This window comes from Picosynechococcus sp. NKBG15041c, from assembly GCF_055380235.1.
The window spans coordinates 103,841-125,513 of record NZ_AP040363.1 but is presented as its reverse complement, the minus strand read 5'-3'; the positions used below and the strand labels follow the sequence as shown (position 1 = coordinate 125,513).

The 21,673-nt window shown below is 49.9% G+C and carries 24 protein-coding genes and 1 pseudogene; 19 read left to right on the top strand and 6 right to left on the bottom strand.

Going from position 1 to position 21,673, the window contains the following annotated elements; all coding sequences use genetic code 11:
• The first annotated feature begins 105 nt into the window (after window positions 1-105).
• From ACZ45B_RS00585 to ACZ45B_RS00505, 17 genes and pseudogenes are all read left to right on the top strand, one after another.
• Window positions 106-2,307, top strand: coding sequence for an ATP-binding protein (locus ACZ45B_RS00585; protein WP_024545446.1), 2,202 nt, complete (start codon window positions 106-108; stop codon window positions 2,305-2,307).
• Between the two features lie 92 nt (window positions 2,308-2,399).
• Window positions 2,400-2,903, top strand: a complete 504-nt coding sequence (locus ACZ45B_RS00580) for a hypothetical protein (protein WP_024545447.1) — start codon at window positions 2,400-2,402, stop codon at window positions 2,901-2,903.
• A gap of 80 nt (window positions 2,904-2,983) precedes the next feature.
• Window positions 2,984-3,517 (top strand): DUF4330 domain-containing protein, encoded by a 534-nt coding sequence (locus ACZ45B_RS00575; RefSeq protein WP_024545448.1) that lies wholly within the window; start codon window positions 2,984-2,986, stop codon window positions 3,515-3,517.
• Between the two features lie 10 nt (window positions 3,518-3,527).
• Window positions 3,528-4,310 carry an ABC transporter permease gene (locus ACZ45B_RS00570; protein ID WP_024545449.1) on the top strand — a complete coding sequence of 261 codons (783 nt, stop codon included), beginning with the start codon at window positions 3,528-3,530 and terminating at the stop codon, window positions 4,308-4,310.
• Window positions 4,311-4,354: 44 nt separating this feature from the next.
• Window positions 4,355-4,813, top strand: coding sequence for an ATP-dependent zinc protease family protein (locus ACZ45B_RS00565; protein WP_024545450.1), 459 nt, complete (start codon window positions 4,355-4,357; stop codon window positions 4,811-4,813).
• Entirely contained in the window at window positions 4,810-5,715 is a 906-nt protein-coding gene (gene rimK / locus ACZ45B_RS00560; RefSeq protein ID WP_024545451.1) for a 30S ribosomal protein S6--L-glutamate ligase, read from the top strand. The genes ACZ45B_RS00565 and rimK overlap by 4 nt, the downstream gene beginning before the upstream one ends.
• 293 nt (window positions 5,716-6,008) lie before the next feature.
• Complete coding sequence (locus ACZ45B_RS00555; protein ID WP_038027825.1) at window positions 6,009-6,260, top strand: DUF3146 family protein; 252 nt, start codon at window positions 6,009-6,011, stop codon at window positions 6,258-6,260.
• A 138-nt stretch (window positions 6,261-6,398) separates the two neighbouring features.
• On the top strand, window positions 6,399-6,962 hold the full coding sequence (locus ACZ45B_RS00550; RefSeq protein ID WP_024545453.1) for a cyclic nucleotide-binding domain-containing protein: 564 nt from the start codon (window positions 6,399-6,401) through the stop codon (window positions 6,960-6,962).
• A gap of 32 nt (window positions 6,963-6,994) precedes the next feature.
• Entirely contained in the window at window positions 6,995-7,801 is an 807-nt protein-coding gene (locus ACZ45B_RS00545; protein WP_024545454.1) for an aminotransferase class IV, read from the top strand.
• 133 nt (window positions 7,802-7,934) lie between these two features.
• On the top strand, window positions 7,935-8,747 hold the full coding sequence (locus tag ACZ45B_RS00540) for a TPM domain-containing protein (RefSeq protein WP_024545455.1): 813 nt from the start codon (window positions 7,935-7,937) through the stop codon (window positions 8,745-8,747).
• A gap of 295 nt (window positions 8,748-9,042) precedes the next feature.
• Complete coding sequence (locus tag ACZ45B_RS00535; RefSeq protein WP_038027826.1) at window positions 9,043-10,077, top strand: ribonucleotide-diphosphate reductase subunit beta; 1,035 nt, start codon at window positions 9,043-9,045, stop codon at window positions 10,075-10,077.
• Window positions 10,078-10,219: 142 nt separating this feature from the next.
• Window positions 10,220-10,576 (top strand): STAS domain-containing protein, encoded by a 357-nt coding sequence (locus ACZ45B_RS00530; RefSeq protein ID WP_315862127.1) that lies wholly within the window; start codon window positions 10,220-10,222, stop codon window positions 10,574-10,576.
• Window positions 10,577-10,591: 15 nt separating this feature from the next.
• Window positions 10,592-10,987: a Mini-ribonuclease 3 gene (locus ACZ45B_RS00525; protein ID WP_024545458.1), complete on the top strand. Its 396-nt coding sequence runs from the start codon at window positions 10,592-10,594 to the stop codon at window positions 10,985-10,987.
• Between the two features lie 750 nt (window positions 10,988-11,737).
• A pseudogene (rlmB, locus tag ACZ45B_RS00520) lies at window positions 11,738-12,514 on the top strand (23S rRNA (guanosine(2251)-2'-O)-methyltransferase RlmB); the annotation flags it as partial.
• A gap of 129 nt (window positions 12,515-12,643) precedes the next feature.
• The gene (locus tag ACZ45B_RS00515) at window positions 12,644-12,922 is read left to right on the top strand and encodes a DUF1816 domain-containing protein (protein ID WP_024545460.1); all 279 of its coding nucleotides are present in this window, start codon (window positions 12,644-12,646) and stop codon (window positions 12,920-12,922) included.
• A gap of 159 nt (window positions 12,923-13,081) precedes the next feature.
• Entirely contained in the window at window positions 13,082-13,963 is an 882-nt protein-coding gene (gene glyQ, locus ACZ45B_RS00510) for a glycine--tRNA ligase subunit alpha (protein ID WP_024545461.1), read from the top strand.
• Between the two features lie 45 nt (window positions 13,964-14,008).
• Complete coding sequence (locus tag ACZ45B_RS00505; RefSeq protein WP_024545462.1) at window positions 14,009-14,878, top strand: fructosamine kinase family protein; 870 nt, start codon at window positions 14,009-14,011, stop codon at window positions 14,876-14,878.
• Here ACZ45B_RS00505 and ACZ45B_RS00500 read toward each other — a convergent pair.
• Both ACZ45B_RS00500 and tsaB read right to left on the bottom strand, forming a co-directional pair.
• On the bottom strand, window positions 14,859-15,470 hold the full coding sequence (locus tag ACZ45B_RS00500; RefSeq protein ID WP_024545463.1) for a TIGR04282 family arsenosugar biosynthesis glycosyltransferase: 612 nt from the start codon (window positions 15,468-15,470) through the stop codon (window positions 14,859-14,861). The genes ACZ45B_RS00505 and ACZ45B_RS00500 overlap by 20 nt on opposite strands.
• On the bottom strand, window positions 15,470-16,105 hold the full coding sequence (gene tsaB, locus ACZ45B_RS00495) for a tRNA (adenosine(37)-N6)-threonylcarbamoyltransferase complex dimerization subunit type 1 TsaB (protein ID WP_024545464.1): 636 nt from the start codon (window positions 16,103-16,105) through the stop codon (window positions 15,470-15,472). Before tsaB ends, ACZ45B_RS00500 begins: the two co-directional genes overlap by 1 nt.
• A 141-nt stretch (window positions 16,106-16,246) precedes the next feature.
• On the opposite strand from tsaB, the gene rpsN reads away from it, so the two are divergent.
• Together rpsN and ACZ45B_RS00485 are read left to right on the top strand one after the other, a co-directional pair.
• A complete protein-coding gene (gene rpsN, locus ACZ45B_RS00490) occupies window positions 16,247-16,549 on the top strand; it encodes a 30S ribosomal protein S14 (protein WP_024545465.1) in 303 nt (100 codons plus the stop codon).
• Window positions 16,550-16,779: 230 nt separating this feature from the next.
• Window positions 16,780-17,028 (top strand): DUF7219 family protein, encoded by a 249-nt coding sequence (locus ACZ45B_RS00485; protein WP_029681738.1) that lies wholly within the window; start codon window positions 16,780-16,782, stop codon window positions 17,026-17,028.
• 25 nt (window positions 17,029-17,053) lie between these two features.
• On the opposite strand, the gene ACZ45B_RS00480 is transcribed toward ACZ45B_RS00485, so the two are convergent.
• The 4 genes from ACZ45B_RS00480 to urtC all read right to left on the bottom strand — a co-directional run bounded on the left by ACZ45B_RS00480 (window position 17,054) and on the right by urtC (window position 21,641).
• Window positions 17,054-18,691 (bottom strand): ABC transporter substrate-binding protein, encoded by a 1,638-nt coding sequence (locus tag ACZ45B_RS00480; protein ID WP_024545467.1) that lies wholly within the window; start codon window positions 18,689-18,691, stop codon window positions 17,054-17,056.
• Between the two features lie 30 nt (window positions 18,692-18,721).
• Entirely contained in the window at window positions 18,722-19,588 is an 867-nt protein-coding gene (larE, locus tag ACZ45B_RS00475) for an ATP-dependent sacrificial sulfur transferase LarE (protein ID WP_024545468.1), read from the bottom strand.
• 101 nt (window positions 19,589-19,689) lie between these two features.
• Entirely contained in the window at window positions 19,690-20,448 is a 759-nt protein-coding gene (gene urtD, locus ACZ45B_RS00470; RefSeq protein ID WP_024545469.1) for an urea ABC transporter ATP-binding protein UrtD, read from the bottom strand.
• A gap of 17 nt (window positions 20,449-20,465) precedes the next feature.
• Window positions 20,466-21,641 carry an urea ABC transporter permease subunit UrtC gene (urtC, locus tag ACZ45B_RS00465; RefSeq protein WP_096415742.1) on the bottom strand — a complete coding sequence of 392 codons (1,176 nt, stop codon included), beginning with the start codon at window positions 21,639-21,641 and terminating at the stop codon, window positions 20,466-20,468.
• Between the last annotated feature and the right edge of the window lie 32 nt (window positions 21,642-21,673).

The following is a 21,673-nucleotide window of genomic DNA, read 5'->3' as shown; positions in this document are numbered from 1 at the left end:
TGGTCAAGCTGGTGTCCTCCCCTCAAAAAAAGCCATCTCCTCGCTGGAGAGGATCGAAAATTTGCCTGTCTCTACCGTCTCTATGCTGAGGTTTGCGATTTTGTCATGATTTTAATCGGTGAACACAAAGAGAATATCCTCACGTTTTTCTTGGAAGCCCTCCAAGATATAAGCGCTGTGCAAATCGCCCCGACAGCGACGCGTCTATTTGACCTGGCGATCACCCAGTCTCCCCAACTGATTATTGTCAACCTCGATTTTATTCCTCGCCCAGAACGTCGGCTTTTTTCCCAGTTCAAAACAGATCTGCGCACCCGGGATATTCCCCTAATCCTGACCACGACCGAGCCCAAGGCCGAAGCTCGGGCTGAGGCCTTTTCATTAGGTGCCGACGATGTTTTATTGCTCCCTTGTACCAATACGGAGTTGCAAAAGCGCATTCAACAGCAGCTCGACCACAAAAAACTCCAGACCCTCTGGCTCAGTCAAACAGATCAACTCCAGCGGACGATCACCAGACAAAAAATTCTCAGCGTTGTGATCAACCGCATCCGTCGCACCCTGAATCTCAGCGAAATTTTCCAAAGTACGGCCAAAGAAATCCATGATGCCCTCAGTTGTGACCGGGCTGTCATCTACAAATTCAACCCCGACTGGAGTGGGGTTTTTGTCGCTGAAGCAATGTCGCCTCAATGGCGATCGCTGATGTATGGTGCCGACAGTAAACAGCGGGAACTGCTCGAATATTCTGCGCTTCGAGAAGATCGTTGCATTGTCAAAGTCTTTGAGAGCGATCTACCTGGTTGGGTAGAAGATACTTATCTCCAGGAAAATAAGGGGGGCATTTATCGTAAAAGCAATACCTATCGGGCGGTCAGTGATATCTACAAAGCAGGATTTCCCCCCTGTTACATTGAGCTACTCGAAAACTTTCAGGCCAAAGCCTACATCATGTTGCCGATTTTTTTGGGCGATCGCCTCTGGGGACTTTTAGGGATTTACCAAAACAATGCCCCTCGGATTTGGCTCCCAGAAGAAATTGAAATGGCCAGACAAATCGCTACCCAGCTCGGCGTTGCCCTCCAACAGGCCCAGCTCCTCGAAAATCTCCAGGCCGCCAAAGAAGAAGCCGAAGCCGCCAACGAAGCAAAAAGTCAATTTTTGGCGAACATGAGCCATGAATTGCGCACACCCCTAAGCGCTATTTTAGGGTTTACAGAATTACTAGCAGGCGATACAAATCTCACCGTCGACCAACATGAATCCCTAGAGATCATCACCCAAAGTGCCCAGCACCTCCTGGATTTGATCAATGACATTCTTTCTCTTTCTAAGATTGAAGCCGGCGAGATGACAGTCATAGACGAAGAATTTAATCTCCGAGAAACGCTCAAGGTCATCCAAGATTTTGTGATTCTTTCGGCCCAACAAAAAAACCTAGATTTAATTATTGAGCTCGACCCCCACCTGCCCCAATCGATCTACCTCGATGAGAAAAAACTCAAGCAAGTTTTGCTGAATCTGGTGAGTAATGCTGTGAAATTTACTGAGCGCGGCAAAGTCATCCTAAAAGTCAGTTACAAGCCGGATCAAGCACTATTACATTTTGCCGTATCCGATACTGGCCCAGGGATTCACACTTCAGAGCTGGATCGCCTCTTTCAAGTTTTTCAACAAACTAGCACTGGCATTCGCTCTCGCCAAGGTACTGGCCTGGGACTTGCCATTAGTCAGCAACTCATACAACTGATGGGGGGCCGCATCCAAGTGGAAACGGCAGCAAATCAAGGCAGCTGTTTCTGGTTTGAGCTCCCCTGCGTCATCCCTCCCCAGGATGCGGTGGGGGGCGATCGTCTTTCGATTGCCTCACTCACAGATCAATTGGGACGCCAACCAAGAATTTTAATCCTCAAAGATCAAGTGGAGCGGCAAGAACTGCTTTGTCAACGCCTGAGCCGAGCTGGATTTGCAACCCGGACGATCCTCCTCGGCGAGCTTGCTTTCAACCTGGGGCCAGACTGGACCCCTGATCTGATCCTCTTAGATTTGAAACTAACGTTTGTCGATGGCCCTGGGATTTTGGCCGATATTCAACACCAACTGCAAATGGCGGCGATCACCCCAAAACCACAACTGATCGTGATGACGGCCGAAATTTTTCAAAACCAGCACCGTGAGCAGTTCCGGGCGGTCTGTGATGACATTATCTATCAACCGATCGCCCTAGAGGAACTTCTCCATAAGCTTTCCCATCATTTAGCGTTAACTATTTCTCCTCCCCCCAGTCCCACCGCCGCCTTGGGGTGAGCAATTGGCCGTTTACCAAGGTCGAGTCTCACCATTGGGCACAAAACAATATCCATCATTTGCTTTACCGTCGCTTCCTCTTCCCCACAGCTATGTCTTTTTCTTCCCCCAAACAGCCTCCCCGCTTAATTACCTTTAAGCATTTGATCAAAACCCACCATGGCCGTACATATTTTTTGGGGGGGAGTGGCGTTGCAATGGCGATCGCCTCAAGTGTTGCGATGGCCGCACTGCTAAACCCCCGGGTGCCAATTCCGGTCGTCGATAGTCTGTTGGGTTCATTGCCCCGTCAGACGGCAGAATTAATGGCACAGGAACCGGAAGTGACATCCCCCACTTCCCCCACCGCACCGACAGAACCAACGACCGCCGCACCTCCCACCCTAGAACCGGCAGTGGCTCCCGTCTCACGGCCAGTCCCCTTGTGGGTATATGGGCTTATTATTTCGAGCTGTTTGTTGGGGTCTTCCCTTTTGACCTATGCCCTCTATCGACTTTATCAAGGCGCGCCCCGACGCTCTAAAAAGCCAAAATCCGCCGCCCCAGGTCTCAGGCGGCGATCGCCGATCCCCGTTTCGCGGCCCCAAGATAGCTAATGGAAATTTTCCTGCGGTCTGCTTCCACCTCCCCCTATAATGTGGGGGGTCAAACCCTTTAGTGCATTTTCACAAAACCTATGGCTCTGCTGGATTCAAAAGGACGTCTCTTCGGTAAAGTAAGTATCCTCGATATCGGAGCGCTACTGATTATTCTGGGCGTCATTTTCGGGATCTTTTTTCTACCTGGTAAATCAGGGTCTGTTGCGCAAATCGGTACGGCCGTTGAGACAGTTGAGGTGGAACTATTGGTACGGGGTCTGAGTGTCAAATCTCCCGAAGCTTTTGTACAGAGCTTTCTCGCCTCAGAAACCACCTCCATCGTGATTCGGAACCAACCCTTTGCCAATGTGGGCATTAAATCCATTGAGCTGTTGCCCCGTACAACCCCAGTGCCCCAACCGGACGGTTCAGTCCTCCCCCTCACTGATCCTCGACCTGAGGTGCAAAACCTAGGGGATTTTCGCATTGTTCTCACCAGCGATGCCCAAAGAACTGACAATGGTTATGTGTTTGGCAATAACAAGGTTAAAGTCGGTCACACCCTCCGCATTGAAGGCTTTGATTATGATTTCAACGGCAGTGTGATTGAAATTCGGGCCGCCGAGAGTTAGGCACAGTGCCATGGGGAAATATTGGCGAATCTTGAGGCTATTTTGGGGAACGGCGATCGCCGCCGAGTTGGAATATCGGTTAAATTTTGCGATCGCCACTTTAAGTAGCATCGGCAATTTAGGCGGCAGTTTATTTAGCCTTTTCTTGTTTTATCGTACGGGCTACCAGTTTTCGGGCTGGAGCTGGCAAGAAGCTCTATTAGTAGTCGGCATGTTCACCCTATTACAGGGGATCGCCAATACGTTTTTTTCCCCTAACCTCAACCGCATCGTCCAACAGGTACAGGAAGGCACCTTAGATTTTGTCTTGCTAAAACCGATTAGCAGTCAGTTCTGGCTCTCGACCCGGATGGTCTCCCCCTGGGGCATTCCTGATCTGCTTCTGGGGATCGCTATTTTTGGCTATGTGGGCTGGCAGTTGGATTTATCGCCCTGGAATTATCTCCTGAGTTTAATTCCGATCGCCTTTGGAATGCTGATTCTCTATAGTCTTTGGTTTATGTTGGGGGCAACGAGCATCTGGTTTGTAAAAATTTATAATGTCACTGAGGTTCTGCGGGGGTTCCTAGAGGCTGGACGTTACCCGATTGTCGCCTACCCAGGTATTTTTCGTTTCTTTTTTACCTTTATTGTGCCCGTTGTTTTTTTGACCACGATCCCGGCAGAAACCATGTTGGGGCGATCGCCCGGGAGCTGGATTATCGGAGCGGGTGCCCTGGGAATACTGTTACTTTTCCTTTCTAATTTGATTTGGCGCTTTGCCCTACGGTTTTATACCAGCGCCTCCAGCTAAAGCCTTAGCAAAAATTTAAACTTTGCTCCCTAGACTGCTGTTGTATGAAAAAAACACCCATCCTATCGACCATTGGTTGGCGAGAATGTGTGGCCCTGCCGGACTTTGATCTTCCTGAAATCCGCGCCAAAATTGATACGGGAGCTGGTTCCTCTTCGATCCACGCCACTCGCATTCATTATTTTCACCAAGGCGATCGCGAAATGGTGCGTTTCCAAGTCCATCCCCACCAATACAACATCCATGACACCGTCACCCTAGAAGCCCCCCTCATTGAACATCGCCACATCAAAAGTTCCAATGGGCAAAAGCAGCTACGTCCCGTAATCGAAACCCACATCCAGCTCGGCGAACATCGCTGGCTCATCGAACTTAATCTCACCAACCGTTCTCTCATGGGCTACCGCATGCTCCTCGGCCGCCAAGCCCTCCGCAAACGGTTTCTTGTAGATGTCAGTCAATCTTTCCTTCAAAGCCAACCGGATCATCACCCTCGCCCATGAAAATTGCCATTCTTTCCCAAGATCCCAAGCTCTATTCCACCCGTCGTCTCCGGGAAGCTGCCGAAAATCGCCATCATGAGGTGCAGGTGATTAACTTCATGCGCTGCTATATGAATATCACCTCCCATAAACCTTTTGTGATCTATCAGGAAGAGCGACTCGAAAATTTCGACGCGATTATTCCCCGCATCGGTGCTTCAGCCACCTTTTATGGCACAGCAGTGGTACGTCAGTTTGAAGTAATGGGGGGCTTTAGTGCCAATACCTCCCAGGCTATTTCTCGCTCTCGGGACAAATTGCGATCGCTGCAAATTCTTGCCCGAAAGGGAATCGGCTTACCGGTCACTGGCTTTGCCCATGCCACCCAAGATATCGATGGTCTCATTGAAACCGTTGGGGGCGCCCCTGTAGTAATTAAGCTCCTTGAGGGAACCCAGGGCATTGGCGTTGTGCTCGCAGAAACCCACCAGGCTGCCAAATCTGTAATTGAGGCCTTCCGTGGTCTTGATGCAAATATTTTGGTCCAAGAATATATTGCTGAGGCTGGGGGCATGGATATTCGTTGCTTCGTGGTCGGGGATAAGGTCGTAGCTGCCATGAAGCGCCAAGGAGCCGAGGGAGAATTTCGCTCGAATCTACACCGGGGCGGCAAAGCAGAAAAGGTGCGCCTCACCCCAGAGGAGCGTAGTACCGCAGTGCGAGCAGCTAAAGCCATGGGTCTCCGGGTGGCTGGGGTTGACCTCCTGCGGTCGAACCATGGCCCTTTAGTCATGGAAATCAACTCATCCCCAGGACTAGAAGGCATTGAAAAAACCACTGGGGTAGATGTTGCCAGCAAAATTATTCAATATCTCGAAAAAAACGCAATCCCCGGTAAAACAACGGACCGCATTCAATACTGATGTTTGCCTGAGCGCAGTTCGGAGCGCCACGGGCCATGGGTAAACCCTTTGGTGGCGATCGCCCCAGATATGACCCCACAATATTCTTGCAAAGCGATATTTCAAAAGTCGTGATGATCGAGATTGAACCTCTGGTTTGCGCGATGCATCGATCGCCGCCTAAGCCACAACACTGACCGCCTCAGTAATTTTGCGGACGATCATTGCATCATGAAATCTTGAAGTGTTCGTGCGTTTTTCTCCAAAAACTTCCACAATGGAAAACGTGATCTCCCGTTACTTCTAAGGTTTGCATTGTGCCTGAGACCCCAGCCCACGTCCGAATTTTGCAACAGTCCTGGCAGCAGGGCAAAATTAGCGGTGAAGTCCAAGCCGGTTCCTACCAGTGGGAGTTTCAGTGGCATTTTCGTCAAGGTAAACTGCGGGTACACCCAACCCTGGGACGAGCCCTCATTTATGAGCCTCTAGGACGATTTTTAGAACAAAGTGACTATCACTTAGAACCCGGTGGTGATTACCAATTTATGCTGAGAGCACGGCTCTAGGAAGTTCCCCTGGCTCTGAATCCAGGGGCCCTGCCGTGCAGGTATCCCGATGGTGTGCATTCTTTCACCGTTAGGTCCCCTAGGGATCCGGGGTAAAATAACGGCAGACCGCATAATTTTTGCTCAAAGGTATTGGTGATGCAGAAAGTGCTATTTCTGTTTGGGGAATTGAATGATGATGATATCGATTGGTTAATCACTACGGGAGAAATTGCCAAAATTCCGCCGGAAACTGTGCTCATTCGAGAAAATCAACCCCTGGAAAATTTTTATATCTTACTGGAGGGTGCGGTGGCTGTATCTATTGATTTTGCTGGTACAGCCCGGGATATTGCTGTTTTAAAAAGTGGGGAGATTTTTGGGGAATTGTCATTCATTGATCAGCAGTTACCCAGTGCCAGTGTCAAAACCTGTGAGGAATGCCTGTTGTTGGCGGTAGCCCAGGACAAGATTTTAAATCGCCTTAATCAAGATATCGGGTTTTCGGCTCGGTTCAATCGGGCGATCGCCACTTTCCTCGCCAGTCGCTTACGCAATACTGTGCGTCACCTGGGGGAAGATAAAGATTTTGTATTTAACCAGAGTTTTATCAGCGAAGAGATCCCTGTTGTCGCCCGAGAAAGCTTTAATGTGGCAACAACACGATTTGATTGGCTTCTGCGGCGAGTCCAGTCCCAAACTGCAACCGAAAGCCCTGTGTAAACCCAAAGCGTGAATCTTAGGAAATAATCTTCATGGGCTATTGGTACAAAGGGACTTGGTATGATGGCGACAATTTATGCCTAAAAACTGACGATCCAAGTTTTTTGTTTGGGGCGACTCTCTTCACCACCGCTCGGATTCACCACAGCTCCCTAGATCACCCCTTGGGTTTGTGGTCTGACCATGGCGATCGCCTCCGCCACAGTATCCAAACCTTACGGTGGGCCGCTCCCAACTGGGACGATATTAGACGAGGGGCAGAAAAAATGGCCTCAGTCGCTCCAGTCATCCGAATTACCCTCCTCCACGATGGCCGGGAATTGATTTTAGGCCGCTCCCTACCTGAGCAGTTAAAGGAAAAACAACAGCAGGGTATCAAGGGATGGATTGCCCCGGCGCTGGACTACCAAAGACCCCAGGCCAGTTTTAAAACGGGGAATTATCTTAGTGCTTGGCAGGCGCGCCAGCGGGCGTTAAACCAAGGGGCTGGGGAAGCAATTTTGTTAAATATGCATGGGCAATGGCTGGAAACAGCGACAGGAAATCTGTGGGGTTTTCGGCAGGGGACTTGGTACACACCGCCCCTCGGTGAGATTCTTCCTGGGGTAATGCGGCTTTATCTCCAGCGGCAGTTGACCCAATGCCAGATACCATTCCAAGAAATCCCCTGGGATCTGGAGCTGGTACAAACATTTGAGGCGATCGCCTATAGCAACAGCGTCGTAGGGGTGATTCCCTTCCAGGAAATTTTGGGAGGCGCCATAGAGCCTTGGCCTTTGTCCATAAACCACCCAGCTGTCCGTCAATTGCAGCATTTGAGCGGCCAACTAATGCCATAGTCCCAGGGATTTCCTGGGCAACCATTGAGAAAAATCTTAAAATACTTAAAATAAAGTAACAAGCTGTAATAAAACTGCGGCCATTTTTCATAATCTCTGGCCCCTGCCGCCCGCATTATTTTCAGAAACCCCTATGAATCATTTTCTCCCCCGTCCTCTGCTCCGTGGTCTTTTGGTGGTCTGTTTGGCAGCCATGACTTGGGCGATCGCCCCCGCTGCCCATGCCGTAAACAACCCCGAACTCCTCCCCGATTACGAAACCCCAGTAGTAGATCTAGCCAACTTTCTCCCCCAGCTCCAGGAAGAAAATCTTGTCGCTGATCTCAACAATTTTGAAGCAGAAACTGGCTGGAAAATGCGGGTACTGACCCAATATGACCGTAGTCCTGGTCGCGCGGTTAAGGAATATTGGGGCCTAGATGACAAAAGTATTTTGCTCGTTGCCGATGGTCGGGGAGGGAACCTCCTTGCTTTTAGCATTGGTGACGATGTGTATGAACTGATGCCCCGTACCTTCTGGATTGAACTCCAGACCCGTTTTGGCAATATGTATTATGTGCGGGACCACGGTGAAAATCAGGCGATCGCCGACGCCCTTGAAACCGTCAAAACCTGTGTCACAAGGGAAGGGGGCTGTATCGTTGTGCCTGGCTTACCCAGGGAGCAGTGGCTGTTGACCCTGATTAGTTCTGTCGTAGGTGGTATCGTTTGTGGTTTTGCAGGGATCCCCCGCAAAGAAGGGCAAGTCTTTGCCTGGCAATGGGCGCTGATTATGTCTCCCCTCTGGGGCATTCTCTTTCTGGCGTTTGGTGTCGGCCCGGTGGTCACCCGCACCTCCGAGTGGCTCCCTCTGTTCCGGAACGTGCTGGGCTTCATGATGGGGGCGATCGTCGCTTTTATTGCACCGATGTTTAACCAACCCAGTCCATCCGAATCTGAATCTTAAGACCCCATTCACAACTGAGAGATATAGTTAAGAGAATAGGCTCAAAGTCCTTGAGCATAAGCGGGCTTAAAAGACAGACGTAAAATCTTTCTGTCTAATCATTCTCCTAATCCGGGATTTTTCTTTGAATCGGAGATTCTTCGAATCAGGCTTTTTACTAAAAGCTGATTGCATAGAGAAATATTCTGTGAGGCGATAAAGGATTTTATTAAAATCTTTTTTGGACAACACAGCGAATTTTAATAACAGACATAGAGTTCATATCCCCATGCCACAGACAACACTACTTAACCGGATGCCCATCAACCCCATTTTCAACCCTGGGGGAAACGACGACATCGCCCACCGTTCCGTCTGGTTCGGTGAAACCACAAACTTGATGCAGCTCAACGACGTGCGCTATTCCTGGGCGGTGGGGTTATATCAGCAGATGCGGGAAAATTTTTGGATCCCCCAAAAACTCGACATCACTCAGGATGTGACCGATTACCATAACTTGACCGATGCGGAACGCCGCGCCTTCGATGGCATCTTGAGTTATCTAACGTTTTTAGATTCTGTCCAGACCTGTAATCTGCCTCACATCAAGAGTTCGATCACTGCCCCAGAAATCAGCCTTTGCATCGCTGAGCAGATTTCCCAGGAGGGAATGCATAACCAGTCTTACCAATACATGATCGAGACGATTATCCCCAGTGAGCGCCGCAGTGCGGTCTATGATTTTTGGCGGACAGATAAGGTCTTACGCGATCGCTGTGAATACATCGCCAGCCATTACCAGCGCTACATCGATAACCCTACCCCCGAGAATTATTTCACAACCCTGATGGCAGATTATCTCCTGGAAGGGCTCTATTTCTATAATGGTTTTGTCTTTTTCTATAACCTTGCTTCGCGGATGCTGATGCCGGGCTCGGCGGACATTTTTAAAATGATCAACCGGGATGAACTTAGCCACGTGCGCCTGTTCCAAAAATTGATCCCCGAAGCGATGGCGACCTTTGACCACTCTGTCGAGCACATTTACGAGATGGTTGAGCGGGCGGTGCAGTATGAATGTCAATGGACGAATCACATCGTCGGCAATGATATCCTCGGAATCACAGAACAAAGCACCGAGACCTATACCAAGTACCTGGCGAATATCCGCCTCCAGGCGATCGGCCTTGAACCACTGTACCAAGGGGAACAGTATAAAAAGAGTCCCTACCGTCATTTAGAGCGATTTTCGGACACGAAAAAGGCAGGGAATACCAAAGCCAACTTCTTTGAGGCGGGTGTGACAAGCTATGTAATGTCTTCGGGGATTACCGGCTGGGATGAATTCTAAAATTCGGCGTAAATTAGGATAAATTTGCAGTCTTAGTAACTGTTTTTTACCCTTTATTCTGCCTCAAGGCACAATAAGCTAGAATTGGCTGTGGATCTTCGTTCAGTTTGAGGAGGAAAGAACAATTCCTGAACCGCTAAATCTGACTGTGAGTTTGAGAGGAACTTACGAGGTCATTGATAATGAGTACCAAGTTTTTCGCTTAACTGGGCTATTGGACGCTTTCTCCGAGCCTGTGTTTAGCACGGCGATCAAAAACCGCATTGATGCTGGCCCACAGCACATTATCCTCTCCTTGGCCCAAATTGACTTTGTGGATAGTTCTGGGATTGGAGCCTTAGTGCAGCTGGTCAAGCATACCCAGAATGCTGGGGGGACAATGCAGGTGGTCACCAACCCCCGGGTCACCCAGACAGTTAAGTTAGTCCGTCTTGAGAAGTTCTTGTCTCTGCGGAACTCCGTCGATGAGGCGATCGCCCATCTCAAAGAAAAGAAATAGGGACGAGATACCAGGTTGTTTGTCCCTAAGATTTCTGCAGATCGACTGCGACAGTTTTCCCCCGCGTCTTTAGCCTATGTGGGGGATGCTGTTTATGAACTTTATTGCCGTTGTTATTTTTTGCTGCCCCCCCGCCGCAGCGCTGATTACCATGACAGAGTGGTGGCAGAGGTGCGTGCTGAAACCCAAGCACAATATCTAACGGTTTTAGAGCCCTTGTTAACTGATCTAGAGCGAGATATTGTTCGTCGCGGCCGCAATGCGGCAACGGGAAAACCGAGGCGTCTGAGTGTCACCCTTTATCGTCAGGCGACGGGTTTCGAAGCCCTCATTGGCTATCTCTACCTAACAAACCAGTCACGCCTCGAAGAATTATTCGCCCATTTGCCCCGAGAAACGCCTGGGGTCTGATATGATGATTCACTCTCTATTCGTGTTCTGTTGAGTGATTTGATCAAATAAATTGGCCAGTTACGAGATCTGTAAAGTCGTAATGTTTCTTTTGCAGCCTTTCTCTGACACAAATTCTAATATTTCCGGAGTGATGTGATTTCATCGTTTTCCCGTTGGCGGGCGATCGCCCTTCCGGAACCCCCTTTATAGATTTTTCTTGACAAGTTAATAGGTTTCAACGACCCAAGTATCGATTTTTTTATGAATAAGCCCCATCGATCCGACTCTGGTAAAAAATACGGCAAACCTACTGGTAATAGAGACCGTAAACCCAGCAAAAAATATGGTCAACCATCCTCTTCTTTTGATCGCGATCGCCGCGAAGAAGGCGCAAAATTTGACCGTGATCGCCGTCCGGACAGTCGCAAATTCAACCGTGATGAACGCCGCCCTGATCGGCGCGAAGAAGGCTCAAGATTTGACCGTGACCACCGCCCCGAGCGTCGGGAAGAAGGGCGTCGCTTCGAGCGCGATGATCGCAAGCCCCAGCGCCGCGATGGACAGTTTTCTCGCCGAGATGATCGGGGTGATCGACCCTCCAAGCGATTTGACCAACGAGGCGATCGCTCTGTTTCCAGGGGGGCATTCCCAGAAAAAAGACAACGCTTCGAAGACCGCCCCCGCCGCGCCCCCGCTGAGTTTCCCCCCCAGGACGCCACAGACTTAACTCCCCAAGTCTTTTCGGGAGAGGCCAATGAGGAACTCCTAGAAGAAGAAAATGATCTAATCTACGGAAAACACGCTGTCCTGTCCGTTCTCGAAAGTGAGCGTCCCCTCAATCGTATTTGGATTACCGCCCGCTTACGTCACGCTAACCGTTTCCATTCCCTCCTCCAAGCGGCGAAAAATCAGGGCACAGTTATCGATGAAGTGAGTATGACCCGCCTCGATCACCTGACTAATCGTGGCGTCCATCAGGGAATCGCGGCCCAAACAGCCCCTTACGAATATCTAGACTTACCAGACCTCCTGGAACAGGCCAAGGCAAAAACAGATTCTCCCCTCGTGGTCATCGCCGATGGAATTACTGATCCCCATAACCTCGGGGCAATTATCCGCACAGCCGAAGCCATGGGTGCCCAAGGAATGATCATTCCCCAAAGAAGGGCTGTGGGCGTCACCTCCACCGTGATGAAAGTTGCGGCGGGAGCCCTCGAACATTTTCCTGTGGCGCGGGTGATTAACCTCAGTCGAGCCCTCGAAGAGCTCAAAGAAGCTGGGTTCTGGATCTATGGCACTGCCGCCGGAACTAGTAAAGCCTTACACAGTATCAAGTTTGAAGGGGCGATAGGATTAGTTATCGGTTCCGAGGGACAAGGGCTCAGTTTATTGACCCAAAAACACTGCGATGAACTGGTTGCCATTCCTATGGCCGGCAAAACCCCTAGTTTGAACGCTTCCGTAGCGGCGGCGATCGCCTTATATGAGGTTTATCGACAAAAACTTGTGCGTCAGGTGGAAATCACCCTACCAGATACCCCCTAGGGCAGTATGCAAAACGAGCCTTTTCGAGATACAACAAAGGTTGTTGCGCGATACTCCAGAGACTATCAGTAACAACAAGTATTTTTCTAGTAGCTCCAGACCTTAAACTCCATCACCAAAGGGACAGATATGAAAGAACTTTTGCTCAAGCTCTTCGAGACATTTGGTCGTGCCCATTGGCTCGAAATCAAAACCGAGCAGCCCGAATGTACCTATTATTTTGGCCCTTATCTCAGCCGCAAGGAAGCAGAGACCGCTAAAGTTGGCTTCCTTGAAGACCTGAGTAAAGAAGGGGCCCAGGGTATTCGGGTCGACCTAAAGCGGTGCGCCACACCGAAAGAATTGACTATCTTTGATGATCCTGATCCAAAAAAAACACTGATGCCGATCCTGAGCTTTAGTCACTAGGTTTTCTCTATTTTTGGGTACCCTCTTGGATGTACAAAGATACATTTCAGGGGGGTATTTTTGTTGGCGGCCCAGGGGGAGAGCTCTTGTGATATCTTCAGTAGGGAAACATCGCAGTATTTCTGTTTATCTCCTAGCAAGCGTTCGAGGCAAAGTAGCGTGTCGTTAAACTTTCAAGAAATCATCGCCACCCTGAATCAATTTTGGCAGGAGCGCGGTTGTTTAATTGCCCAATCCTACGACACCGAAAAGGGAGCGGGCACGATGAATCACCATACATTTTTGCGGGCGATCGGCCCTGAGCCCTGGTCTGTTGCCTATGTGGAACCTTGTCGTCGTCCCACCGATGGCCGCTATGGGGAAAATCCTAACCGGGTACAGCATTATTTTCAGTATCAGGTGATTATCAAGCCGTCACCGGACAATATCCAAGAGGTTTATTTAGAGTCCCTCAAAGCTCTGGGGATTCACCCGGAAGATCATGATATCCGCTTTGTGGAAGACAACTGGGAATCGCCGACCCTGGGTGCTTGGGGCGTGGGCTGGGAAGTGTGGCTCGATGGCATGGAAATCACCCAGTTTACTTATTTTCAACAGTGCGGCGGGATCGACTGTCGTCCGGTGTGCATCGAAATTACCTACGGCCTAGAGCGGCTGGCAATGTATCTCCAGGAGGTGGATGCGATCACCAAGATTCGTTGGAATGAAACCACCAGCTATGGGGATATCTTCCTCCAGAGTGAGATCGAGCAATGTACCTATAATTTTGAAGCGTCCAACCCGGAGATGCTCTTTCAGTTGTTTTCGCTATACGAGGCCGAGGCGCAACAACTAATCGAAAAGGGTTTGGTGATGCCGAGCTTAGATTATGTGTTGAAATGTTCCCACACGTTTAATCTGCTCGATGCACGGGGCGTAATCGCCGTGGCCGAGCGGACCCGCTATATTGGCCGGATTCGCAATATGGCCCGCCGAGTGGCCCATCTTTATCTTGCCCAGCGGGAAGAGTTGGGTTTTCCACTCCAAAAGGCGATCGCCTAAACATTACCTGTTTCAAAAAATCAACGCCAAGCTTCTAACCCTGTCATGCGGAATTCCTTTGAGGCGATCGCCGCCCAGATTGCCACCACCACCGGACACCCTTTTGCGATCGAGCAACAGCGTTCTGTGGGGGGCGGCTGCATCAACCAGGGCTACTGTCTCCAGGGGGACGGGCAACAGTATTTCGTCAAGTTGAACCAGCCCAATCAAACGGCGATGTTTGCGGCCGAAGCCCTGGCCCTCCAGCAGATGGGGGCAACCGCAACAATTCGCGTACCTACGCCGATCTGTTGGGGCGAAACCCAAAATCACAGTTACATTGCATTGGAGTGGATCGACCTCGGGGGCGGTAGTAACGATGCTTGGCGTAAAATGGGTCAGCAATTGGCCCAACTCCATCGTTTGGGTACCGCAGATCAATTCGGCTGGGATCGCCAGAACACCATCGGCTCGACGCCCCAGATTAACGATTGGCAAGACCATTGGGCAACTTTTTGGGCAGAAACCCGAATTGGCTACCAACTGCGTTTAGCCCAGCGCAAAGGGGGCGATTTTCCGGAAACTCAGCAGGTGATTAACCGGGTGCGCCATCTCCTCCGGGATCACCAGCCTCAACCGTCCCTAGTCCATGGAGATCTCTGGTCAGGGAATGCGGCGGTGACAGCGGCAGGGGAACCAATCATTTTTGACCCGGCGGCCTACTATGGCGATCGCGAGGTAGATATCGCGATGACGGAATTATTTGGGGGGTTTCCTGGCAGCTTCTATCAGGGTTATAACGAGGTTTGGCCGCTGGATTCTCGCTATGGCGATCGCCGGGACTTATACAACCTCTACCATGTGCTGAACCACTTCAATTTGTTTGGGGGGGGCTACGGCAGTCAGGCCAAGAGAATTATTCAGCAGCTCTTGTGATCTGTTCCCAAACAGCTAGATCTTCTGGGTAGTCAATATCTTGCAGTGCGGGCAGTAGGGCAAGGCTTAAATTTAGCCGCTGACAACGGGTTTGGGTTTCCTGGAAAACCGTCGCTGTGCCCCAGGGCATATCCGTAAACAGTGCAGCAATATTCTGATGTAGGCCGATTAGATAATAACCCCCATCCACAGCAGGGCCGAGGACAACAGCTGCAGAATCCAGTTGACAAAATGCGGCGGTAAGAATTTCCCCGGTAATTCCTGGGCAGTCGATACCAATCACCACGGTTTTGGTATAGCCTTGGTCTTCACTGGCTTGGAAAGCATGAATCAGGCGATCGCCTAAATCCTGCCCCCGTTGCCTTTGGTAATGCCATTGATCCCCCAGCCAAGTTTGCATCTGCTCAACATTACCGCCGGAAAAATAGATTGAAATATCAAGATTCCCCAGGGTTTGGACAGTATTGAGGGTATGTTCTGTGAGTTGTCGCTGTAAATCGGCAGCACCAGCCGCCCCCAAAGCTGGAATTAAGCGAGTTTTGGTCTGGCCTGGTACTGGATAGCGCGTGAAAATAATTAAGTGGTCTGCCATCACCGATGAACAGGGTGCTGACCATAGAAAGGCACCACTGCCCCCCAAGGCCCCTGGGGGTCAAGCTGCCATTGCTGTTGGGCCAGACTCAAAATTTCTGCAGCAGTATCACCAAGGGTTTCCGGCGGCTCAATCACCTGTAAATCAGCGAAGTTCTGCTGACAATCGGCCCAAGCTTCCGGGGTAAACAGCTGATCTGGCACCAGCGATTTTACCCCTGTGGTGGTGATTTGATAGATGGCCCCAAACACGGCCCCCCGTCGTGCTGGCAAATAAACCGCGATCGCTTGATCGAGATTATCTTGGGCAACTCGAAAGGCGATCGCCGCTAGGGTAGAAATGCCATAGAGAGGAATCTCCAATTGTTGGGCGAGGGTACGGGCTGTCACCACCCCTAAACGAGTTCCTGTGAAGCCCCCGGGCCCTTTCGCAACGCCTAAAAAAGCCACATCTTGCCAATGGTAGGGCTGGATAAAATCTTGTAGATAGCAGTGGAGTTCTGCCGAGAGCCCCCGGCCCAAATCCCAGACCGCAGTGTGTTGTTCCTTCGTCGTGATGTTTTTTATGCTTAATCCCAACTGGGGCGTTGTTGTGTGGAGCGCTAAACCCAAAAAAGGAGTTCCCGGAGTTGCCATAACCACCTATAAATTGGCGCAAAGATCAAAGCTTTCATTCTAGGCGATCGCCAGGAATTCCCCTAGGAGGGATAGGAATCTCGGTCACTTAGGCTATGATAGAGAATGCTGTCTTTATATCGAACTCTTAGACTAAATTTCATGGCAAAGAAATCAATGATTGAGCGTGACAAGAAACGCGCTCTCACGGTGGCAAAATACGCCGCAAAAAGAGCTGCCCTTAAGGAAGCTTTTGCAAATACAGCAGATCCCCTTGAGAAGCTCGAAATTCACCGCAAAATCCAAAACCTCCCCCGTAATAGCTCCCCCACTCGGATGCGGAACCGTTGCCAAGTCACTGGCAGACCCCGCAGCTACTACCGTGATTTCGGCCTGTGTCGTAACGTTCTACGGGAATGGGCCCACCAAGGACTCCTCCCCGGTGTGGTTAAGTCCAGTTGGTAAGCCGAGCGCCGATGACCAGGGATCAAAACGACTGACCCTAAATTTTTTAAATATATTTCCAAAGGTAGAGCGCTGCTCTACCTTTTTTTATGGCGAGGTTAAGGTGAGAACAAATTCTGGAAAAAGCAGTCCTTCACACCATCTTTAGGAAAACTCTTTCGTTACACTGGAGTCGTCTTTGGCCTTTTTTTATTGTTGAAATTTTGTAAAATTCACACCAGGCGATCGCCATGTCTCAATCCGAAAAAGATCAGTTTTTATATCCCCTCGAAAGTTATCGGGGCGACTTTAAAGTAGAAAATGTCCTCTTTAATGCCAATCTCCAGGAGTTTGCCCAGCGGGTCAATTTTATCTGCAACCTCGAAACCAATGGCAAGTTATCTTCCCAGCAAGCGTATAAAGAAATTAAAAATCTTTGGAAAACCCTAAAACATACCCGCAAGAGCCTTGATCTCCCTGAAGAGGAGACCAAGTCCTAGGCTAGTTTTTCGTCGACATAATTGGTTATTTTTCCACAAGCCAAAGGGGTAAACTTTGGCTCGGATTTACTGTCAAACCGGCTAACCCAGTTTGGGCAAAGACATACTCTTTCCCTTGCCACATTGGAATGTAAGGCACATCTTCAACCATTTGCTGTTGAATCTGAGTGAAAATTTCAAGGCGTCTTGTGGGGTCTGTTTCCGTCCGTTGGGCGCTAATTAATTGATTCATCGCCTCATTCCAATAAAAAGAGCCTTGGTTTTGGGATGCCCCCGATTCACACCCAGTTTCTGCCGCTCCCACCTCACAACTCAAGAGGGGGTGAAGATAGTTATCAGCGTCTAAAAAGTCGGGATACCAGTTCCCCAAGGCTGCGGGATAAATGCCTTGGGCAATATTTTGAAAATAGGTCGCCCCTTCGACACTGCTAGGCTCAAACTGCAGTAGGCCACCCAACTCCCGGTTCGCATATTCCCGGAGAGTGGTGGCGATAATTCCCCGCACGGTGGAGCCGGAGGGATACCACAGGGGGATTACTGCGGGGTTTTCGGGGGTAAAGCCCGCTTCTGTGAGGAGTTCCCGGGCACGTTCAATATTTGCATCACCATAGGCGGTCTGGAATAGGGGCTCAGAGGCAGGAAACGAGGTGGGAATTAAACTATATAGGGGGTCAGCTTGGCCATTGAGCACCCGTTCGTTAATTAAATTTCGGTCTAGAAGGGCGGCGATCGCCTGACGCACCTCCAGCTGATCGAGGGGGGCTTGGTTGCGATTGAGCACCATAAAATTCACCGCTGTTCCTTCCGCTTCAATCGCCTGAATCCGTCCTGCTTCTGCCTCCCGAAGGAGGTTGGTAATCTGTTCTGGTTCGAGGGATTGGTAAGCAATATCAACGGCCCCAGTTTGGAGGGAGTTAAAAAGGTTCGCCGCATTACTGCTAAAGATTTGAATGTCTACCCCAGCATTTTTCGGCGCTTCTCCCCAATATTCTTCATGGCGATCGAGGGTGATGCTATCACTGCCAAAGGTGACCAAGCGATAGGGACCGGTGCCGACCAATTGGTTCGGGTTAAAGGCGCCTTCCCCAATTTCATAGGCAGCAGGAGAAACGGCACTGGCTCCGGCAAAGGCGAGGAGAGCCGGAAAAGCAGCAAAGGGTTGTTTCAGAGTGATGGTGAGTTCATAGTCTCCGGTGGCTTCGATGGTATCGATGATATCGCCCAGCAGAAAAGAGGGTTTGCCCTGGTTTTGAATAAAGCGATCCAGGGAAAATTTCATCGCTGCCGCATTAAAAGGTTCCCCATCGTGGAAGGTCACCCCCTCTCGCAGAGGAATGGTATAGGTGAGGCCATCATCACTAATTGTTGGCAGGGCAGTGGCCAAAAGGGGCTGAATCTCGGTAGTGCCAATTTCGTAGGTATAGAGGCTCTCAGTAACGTTATAGATAATGTTTAGGCCAGCAATTTCGTAGCTGTCAGCGGGATCAATCGTTCTTGGTCTGGCGGTTGTCCCTAGGGTCAGACGATTATTCGGGTCGGTGGCGACCGTACTGGTTTCGCTACCTGGGTTTGTACTGCTAGGATTCGGATTACAGCCAATCAGTAAAGAGCCAAAACAAAGGGCGATCGCCGCTGCGGAATAAAATTGCCGGGAATAAATCATTATTTTTGTGAAATTAAAAAAACTGTGGAATTAAATGGATTTGATCATAGCGGGGTTTGTCCCCAGATCCTGCCGATGATGGGGAGCGTTTAGGTCGAGAACTTGATTGAGCTTACCGCTGCGATAGCCTTCAAGGTCGAGGGTGACATAGAGAAAACCGTAGCGCTGAAAAGTTGCCACCAAGATCTCCAAATCTACCTGGACGACAAAATCTTTAATTTGTTCGGGGGGTAATTCGATGCGGGCGGTGTCTCCTTGGGAGCGCACCCGGAGCGATCGCCAACCCAATTTACGCAAATACACTTCACATCGACCAACCCGCTGGAGCTTTTCGGTGGTGATCAGTTCTCCATAGGGAAACCGAGAGCTTAGACAGGGTTGCGCCGGTTTGTCCCACCAGGAAAGCCCTAATCCCTTAGAAATTTCGCGCACCTCTAGTTTGGTAATGCCCAGTTCTGCCAAAGGCGATCGCGCCCCCCGTTCTTTAGCGGCTTGGATGCCGGGGCGATAATCCTGGAGATCATCGGCGTTGACTCCATCGATCACGTAGGGATAACCCCGTTCTAGGGCGATGGGCTTGAGGGTGTCATGGAGTTCACTTTTACAAAAATAGCAGCGGTTGGCGGGATTACTAGCGTAGTTGGGATTATCCATCTCGTGGGTTTCCACCTGTTCATGGACAATGCCAATGGCTCTGGCTTGGTCAATGGCTTCTTCTAACTCCTCTGGTAATAGGGAGGGAGAAACAGCGGTAATGGCGATCGCGCGATCGCCCAGAACATCATGGGCTACTGTCGCCACGAGGGTACTATCAATTCCCCCAGAATAGGCAATCAAGGCCCGCTCTGTTTCCCGAAAAAAAGCCCGTAGAGCGTCGAGTTTTTCTTGCCAAACCATAACTTCTGTGCCCATCCCAAAGGTTTAGCCTGCAATCTTAACAGATTGTTTTATGGATTTTCTGGCTAGGGGCGATCGCCATCCCCCTCCATTCACACCCATTACCCATGGGCAGTGCCATTCGGATCTTCGCCCAAATACACCTCAATCACCCGGGGATCATTTTGGACCTCATTCATATTCCCTTCACAGAGCACGGAGCCCTGGTGTAGCACCGTAACTTGGCGGGCGATTTGTCGCACAAATTCCATATCATGCTCAATCACAATTAAAGAATGACTTTCCGCGAGAGCCAGTAGTAAATTGCCGACATTTTCCGTTTCTTCGTCAGTTAAACCTGCCACCGGTTCATCGACCAACAAAAGCTCTGGTGACTGTGCCACCAACATCCCAATTTCGAGGCGCTGTTTTTCCCCATGGGCGAGCCAGGCGGCTTGGAGATCGGCTTTATCGGTGAGGCCAATGGTTTCTAAAAGGCTGAGGATCTGATTTTTTTCCGTCGTTTGGACTTTGCCAAACAACGTGCTCAAAACATTCTTATGGCGGCTACAGGCCAGGTCTAGATTTTCCCGCACTGTCAGATTTTGGTAAATCCGGGGCGTCTGGAATTTTCGCCCAATCCCAAGACCGGCCACCCTATGTTCCGGGAGACCACTAATGACTTTACCCTTAAATTTTACTCGGCCGATAGTGGGTTTCACTTTCCCGGTGATGACATCTAAAAAAGTTGTTTTCCCCGCTCCGTTCGGGCCAATAATCACCCGCAGTTCCCCTTTTTTAACAGTGAAATTGAGGTTATTGAGAGCCTTAAAGCCATCAAAGCTGACGGTGATATTTTCGATTTCTAGGATATTCTCCATGGTATGAGTGTTGCCCCCTATTCTTTCGTCACGAGTTGGTCTTGGATTTTGTTTAGATCTGGGTCATCGGCATCAGCGATCGCCGGATAGGTAATCGTGCTATCCATCCCCAACCATTTACGCACTTGAAACCACAATACGTCCCGTCCCCAGCCGATAATACCATCGGGTAGAACGGTGACGACTAAGAGGAATAATGCCCCCTGGAAAAAGAGCCAAGTCTCCTCATAATTTTCACTCAAATAAATGCGGGCAAAGTTCACTAAAATTGTGCCGAGAATTGCACCGCTTAGGGTCGCTCTGCCCCCCACCGCCACGGCAATTACCATTTCAATCGAGAAACCCACATCCATGAAATTTGGCGTAATAATTCCGGTTTGTACCGTATACAGTGCTCCCGAGACGCCGGCGATCGCCCCAGATATGGCAAAAACTACCACCTTAAACCAGGTGGGGTCATAGCCTGTGAATCGGACGCGGGTTTCATCGTCCCGAATCGCAATGAGCAACCGACCAAAACGCCCACTAGTTAACCAGCGGCACAGCAGATAAACCAAGAGCAAAGCCACAATCGTAATTTCATAGAAGGCAATTTGCATCGGCGTATCTCCAACCCGTTGCCCAAAAAAAAGTGCGGTGTCTGTTTTTAAGCCATTCGTACCATTAATTAGTTTTTGTTGACCATTAAAAAAATTAAAAAAGACCAGTAAAGCTGCCTGGGTAATAATCGAAAAATAAACCCCTTTAATCCGATTACGAAAAACCAGATACCCTAAGATTGCCGCCACAGCCCCAGGAATGAGTACCATCGCCATCAAGGTAAACGGCAAGGAGTAAAATGGCTGCCAAAATAGCGGCAGATCATTCACGCCATAGAGCATGAAAAAGTCGGGGATCGCATTATTGGGCAATTGCAAACTGAGATGCATCGCAAAGGCATAACCTCCTAAGGCAAAGAAAATACCGTGGCCCAAACTAAGGAGCCCGGTATAACCCCAGATAAGGTCAATGCCTAAGGCAACGATCGCCATTGCTAAAAACCGTCCCACTAACTTCAATCGAAATGCCGGAATCGCGAGGGGCAAGACCAGCATCGACAGGATGAGGAGGGCCAAAATAATCCCCCCTTCAATGAAAAATCTTGTTTTCGCCTGTTGTTTTTTATCCCGTGGGCTTAAGCCAACATTCATCATGGTTCGTTTGGATTTAAGGGTCTAGGGTCAGT